Origin of the sequence: Streptomyces argenteolus (genome assembly GCF_042902585.1) — a bacterium.
Classification (GTDB): domain Bacteria; phylum Actinomycetota; class Actinomycetes; order Streptomycetales; family Streptomycetaceae; genus Streptomyces; species Streptomyces argenteolus.
In genome coordinates, this window is the sequence record NZ_JBIBEG010000028.1 from 1 (window position 1) to 5003 (window position 5003).

The following is a 5003-nucleotide window of genomic DNA, read 5'->3' on the forward strand; positions in this document are numbered from 1 at the left end:
GCAAACAGGCGCGACCGGGGGCGTGTTGGGATCAGACAGGAGCGAAGCGACCGAAACGGGCCCTCGAAGGCTGTCACCCGCCCCATCTGCCACAACAAGCATCTACGCCTCAGCCGACCCGAAGCGGCCTGCCGCCTGAACTACAACGAAACACTCCTGCCAGGACAAAACGCTCTTTGAGAGGTCGTTTTGGTCCGATGTTTCATCCCGAGATAGAATGTTCTGGGGTTGTCTCCGGGGCGCGCCAGGAGATGGTGTTCTCGCTGGTGAGGCGGCGGGCCATGAGGTCGGTCATGGCAATGTGGATCACGGCTTCGGAGCGGGTGGGCAGGTTTCGTAGTCGCGGGCCAGGCGGCGGTGGAGCATGAGCCAGCCGTAGGCTCGCTCGACCGCCCACCGCTTCGGGCTCGGGGTAAAGCCTCTGCTCCGGGGCTTGCGGGAGCCAGGCCCTGGGACATCTGCGGTGCGGCCACACCTACGCCCAGCTCGCCGCCGGGTTCGGTGTCGGCACCGCCACCGCGTATCGGTACGTGGCCGAGTTGCTCACGCCGGCATCCGCGCCGTCGGCGAGCAGGCCATGGCCACCTTCAAGGGCTGGCGCTCGTTGCGCAAACTCCGCTGCATCACCACCCGCATCACCAGCCTTGTTCAGGCCATCCTCACCTTGCACCTGAGCTGCTCAAACTGAGGTTGGAAAGGGCTCATTGGGCTGGCAGGGTGGCCGCGCGCAGATGCGGGACGCAGAGCAGGCGATTCATAGATCCTCAGGGCCCACCGGTGACGATATTCAACAGGTCGAAGGCTTGACGTACCTTTCGGTTCCAGATGATTGCCATCATAGCGAGAACTGCGAAGATCGCCACGACAGGCTCGGACCCTTCAGAAAGGTCCAACTTCGCAATGAAAATCACGGCCCCAGCGGAAAGCGCTGCCCATGCGACGATCCTCAGCCACTCGTAATCATGGCTGGGTTGCACCCCCTCGATCTGCTCATTGTCTAGTAGGGCACCGACACGAGCCTCGCAGTAGCGATCAGAAATAGTTAGTAGAATGCCACCTAATTCTTGGAGGGCGGCTTGTGGATCGCGGTCCAGCCGCTCTTCAGACTTGCGAATAGCCGCAATCACTTGCCGGGCATGAGTATCCAGAATTTTGCGACGGCGAGAACGGCGGGGGACCGAGCTGCGGTGTTTATAGGCCGTTCGCAGTGTACGAGTGACAGCCCCGAGCCGGCGTGATACCTGGCGGAGAGCAGGTGCCTTGTCTTCGCGATCTGACTCGTAGGCGTCCGCGCAAGCGGATATAGCGTCTGCAATTACCATCACGGGCGCGTAGCGGCGTGCAGCCCTGAACGAGTCGATGTTTCTGATGAACCAAAAGTTCCCTCCCCGCAATTTTTTCGACATCTCACCCGTTGCAATCATCAAGAACGCGGTCAGGATTGGGATCATGGGCCAATCTGGAAATGTTGTCCAGAACTGGATTTCCCTTTCTGAGGACTTGTAGTTAGGCCACATTTCGTCCATCGCTGTCACTTCTTCACGCGTGGGGGCGAGGTCAATAAAACGAATCAGGACGATGGAAATCGTTAGAGCCAGTGTGATAGATATTGCGACCTGGAGAAACCAGCCTTTCAGTTGAACGCGGCGGTGCATCGCAACTCGCACACGCCCTGAAGGCCGACGGTTCACGCCCAGGCGGTGCAGATCGTGGGCGAGTTGGTCAAAGCGTGATCGTGAGGTGGCTTGGTTGGTAGTCACAAAGACGCATCATTCCATGGCAGTGGCTTCGCCTCGCATGAGCGGCTGAAGGACGTGAGTGAAGTTGACCTGACGTGGCTCACTGGTATCCCACCGTAGAAGCACGTGTAGATCATGAACGTTATCCAGCAGGGGCGCTCCGCTGCCTTGCACATTTGTATGCAAGGAAAATGGATGGTTTACCTCGCTTTGGCCTCGTGAGCAGCGACTGTCCGGCGGGTGCGGAGGAAGGCCAGGCAAGGTCTCTTCGCTCTCGTGCTGCCACCAGTGGAAGATGCGGCCGTCAGCAACGGGCGTACGCTGCGTGACCCGTCTACCGAGCCCAACGATGTCGAGAACAGACAGGTGGCACAGGGTGCGGTTGGCGAAGAAGATGACGGACAGCTGGTCAATGGAGGCGATGCGGATGCCCTCGCCTTCGGGGCCGTCGGCATCCCACTGTGTGAAGCCCCATGGGTTGGCCGCCGCGGCGTCCAGCACGTCCCAGACGGTCCCTTCCGCCTGGTCGGGCAGTTCGGCAAGTACCTTCGCTGCCTGGGCCGAGATCCTGACCGCGTACGGCTGGTCGGTCATCGGCGCCTTCTCCGGATCTCCTGCAGATCTATGAAGTCGCTGTCGTCGCGGCCAGAGTCGAGAAACGCGTAGACCGCAGGCGCGGAGGCGACGCGGGCCTGCCACGCCTGAAGGACTTCGTACAGCGCGCCGAGAGAGAAGGTGCGCCGTGACTCCTCGAGAGCGGTCGCCCATTCCTGCTCAAAGGCCGGCACCCACTGAGAGGCACGGCGGTCGGCCCGCAGCTGGGCGAGCAGTTCGGCCGGGGCTCCGGGTGCGGGTGCGTAGGGTGTGGGGGGCGTGGTCAGGCTGTGTGCTCATCTACTGTCCTCCTGACGGGTCGTCACTCCACGGTACGCGCGCCAAGTAGTTGTGGTTGGGGCATGCGTCATTTCGGCCGTTTGAGGCATCGTCGGCACTTGATGTGCTGGGGGCCGCGGGGCTGCCGGTTGCTGGGGTCGGGTGCGGTGGTGGCAGCAGATCTGCGGGCGCCTGCGCGAGATGGCCCTCTCGTATATGGAAGGGCCAGTCCCTTTGGTCCCTCCGTGCCCCGGGGGTGCGGGGCTGTGGCTGCTGGCGTTGCCGACGTGCTCGTAGGCACGCCCCTGGGCGTGCTCGGAGGCGATGCGGAGCTGCGCGTGGAAATGGTCCGTTGCTGGCGCCGAGCCGTCGCGTTCACGGCTGTTGCTGCGCGGGCGTGTGCGATGCGGAAGCGGGCTGAGTGGAGACGGGGACGGTGACCGTGTCCAGAAGCAGCCAGCCGTCGGCTTCTACGGTCTGTTGAGTTCCGGGTCGCCATCCGTGAGCGGTGGTCGCGTCGAGCAGTGCTCGGACTGCGCCCGGTTCATGCAGGTTCAACGATTTTCCGCGGATGTACCCAACGTCTCCGGAGCCCAAGGGGTATCCGCCCGGGAGGTACCGGCCCGGGCCTTCGGCGAAGACGATGCGCAACGTGCCGCTGGTGCCGGCTGGCTGTGGGTGGAGGGTGAGGGTCTGGCGGCAGAGCGCAGAGGGCCCGCTCACTGGCACCCGATGGTGGTGGCGGAGCGTCCGCAGGTAGACCTGACCGTCCACGACCAGGCGTCGGGGGCTTCTCGGATTGCGCGGCACGACCCTGAAGGTACGCGACGCGTACAGACCGCAGGTTCGATACTCCACAGCGTCGATGCGGGTGACGGTAGACGGAGTGGTGTGACGGCCGACCGCCGGGCTCATGTCGCGGACCGCCAGGACAGCGGGATGCCGGCGGAAACGGTCAAGGATACGACGGATCGGGGCCATGCAGGCCTCCCGAAACGGGGATGGTTCGGGAAGGTCTACAACATCCATGACCGCCGCAATCCTCATCTGGGCCCGTCGGTAGACCCCTGGCGCTGCATCCCGGCTCGTGCTCATTGGACTGGAAACTTGCTCCGGAAAGCACGTGCAGCCGCAGAAACAGCCTGCTGAAGGTGAAATCGTACAGTGAGCCGATGACGATCAATAGGGTGGAAACAGCGGTACCGGCCAGTATCGATGGGGTACGAAACTTCCGTGACGCTGGCGGATGCGGGGGATTGCAGCCTGGTGTCCTCTACCGGTCTGGCGCGTTGCACGCGATGTCGGAGAAGGGTGTAGGCGAACTGGGCGACCTGGGGGTGCGTGCGGTCGTTGACCTGCGCAGCCGCCCCGAGATCACCGACCGGCCGGATACCTTGCACGGGGCGGCGATCAGATACCTGCACGTTCCGGTGTTCACCGAGCAGCGATGGCCGCAGGAGCAAATGGAGCTCTACCCGTCGATGGCCGAGCATTCCGGCCGTGCTGTGCTGGCAGTGATACGGCACCTGCGCGCCGAGGGCAAAGGCCCAATACTCGTCCACTGTGCATCGGGGAAGGACCGGACCGGTGTCGTGGTCGCCCTTGTGCAGCGGAGGCCCCGGGCGGCACCGCGTCCCGATCCGGCCACGGTGTCGAGGTCGACATGGGTCAGGAGCCAGCCGCAGGCAGCGGTCTCTTGCAGAAGGCGCGCGGAGGCCGAGGTTCGCAGCCAGGTCAGGACGGTCTGCGGGTGCTCAGCGGCCATGAGGGCCTCTCGCAGGGCTGCCAGCTGGGCAGCGGGGCCCGGCAGCAGGTCATGAAGGAGGGCATTGAGGGGTTGGTCGACCGCGCAGCGGTCGCACAGATCCCCGGTGATGGGGCTGCTGGCCGCGCCACAGCGCGGGCACACGTACGGGTCGGGGTGGCCGGCGCAGGGGCCGCAGGTTCTCTGGCCGCCGATGCGGGCGATCAGGACCTTCACCGCCAAGCAGCCAGGGCACGGCCAGGGCTCGCGGCGGGCGAGCGCACAGCAGGGCTTGCAGACGGGCCCGAGCGGCCAGCGGGCGCAGACCGGTGAACTGTCCGAGCACAGCGCACAGGGCGCGGGCGGGCGTGGCCGACAGGTGGTACACGGGTCCATGTGGCTGGGTCGTCCGCACCCGGTGCACGAGCGCGTGGAGGCTTGAGCGCGTTGGCGGCAGGGTGTGCACGAACCCGCCCCGCTTCCGGCACCACCCCGCTACACTCCCCACACCCAAGCCGTTGACCAGGCAGAACATCAAAGTCCGGCTGGAGTACTAGGCACTGTTTCTCGGATCTCCTGACGTGGGTGGGGCGTTGGGTCCAGGCTGGCTGCATGGGCCGTGGGGATCTGACGAATGCGGAGTGGGA

Annotated in this window: 4 protein-coding genes and 2 pseudogenes; 2 read left to right on the forward strand and 4 right to left on the reverse strand. The window is 64.5% G+C overall.

Annotation, left to right across the window (positions count from 1 at the left end):
- Positions 1-202: 202 nt before the first annotated feature.
- Positions 203-441 (reverse strand): annotated as a pseudogene (locus ACFY8O_RS34340) (transposase); the annotation flags it as partial.
- Positions 442-541: 100 nt separating this feature from the next.
- On the opposite strand from ACFY8O_RS34340, the pseudogene ACFY8O_RS34345 reads away from it, so the two are divergent.
- Positions 542-688, forward strand: a pseudogene (locus ACFY8O_RS34345) (IS5/IS1182 family transposase); the annotation flags it as partial.
- Positions 689-764: 76 nt separating this feature from the next.
- Here ACFY8O_RS34345 and ACFY8O_RS34350 read toward each other — a convergent pair.
- From ACFY8O_RS34350 to ACFY8O_RS34360, 3 genes are read right to left on the reverse strand one after another with little or no spacing between them, the layout of a single operon-like run.
- Entirely contained in the window at positions 765-1760 is a 996-nt protein-coding gene (locus ACFY8O_RS34350; RefSeq protein ID WP_387909330.1) for a hypothetical protein, read from the reverse strand.
- Between the two features lie 9 nt (positions 1761-1769).
- A complete protein-coding gene (locus ACFY8O_RS34355; RefSeq protein ID WP_387909332.1) occupies positions 1770-2333 on the reverse strand; it encodes a hypothetical protein in 564 nt (187 codons plus the stop codon).
- Complete coding sequence (locus tag ACFY8O_RS34360) at positions 2330-2620, reverse strand: DUF6247 family protein (RefSeq protein ID WP_387909336.1); 291 nt, start codon at positions 2618-2620, stop codon at positions 2330-2332. Before ACFY8O_RS34360 ends, ACFY8O_RS34355 begins: the two co-directional genes overlap by 4 nt.
- Positions 2621-3784: 1164 nt before the next feature.
- On the opposite strand from ACFY8O_RS34360, the gene ACFY8O_RS34365 reads away from it, so the two are divergent.
- A complete protein-coding gene (locus ACFY8O_RS34365) occupies positions 3785-4432 on the forward strand; it encodes a tyrosine-protein phosphatase (protein ID WP_387909334.1) in 648 nt (215 codons plus the stop codon).
- The last annotated feature ends 571 nt before the right edge of the window (positions 4433-5003 follow it).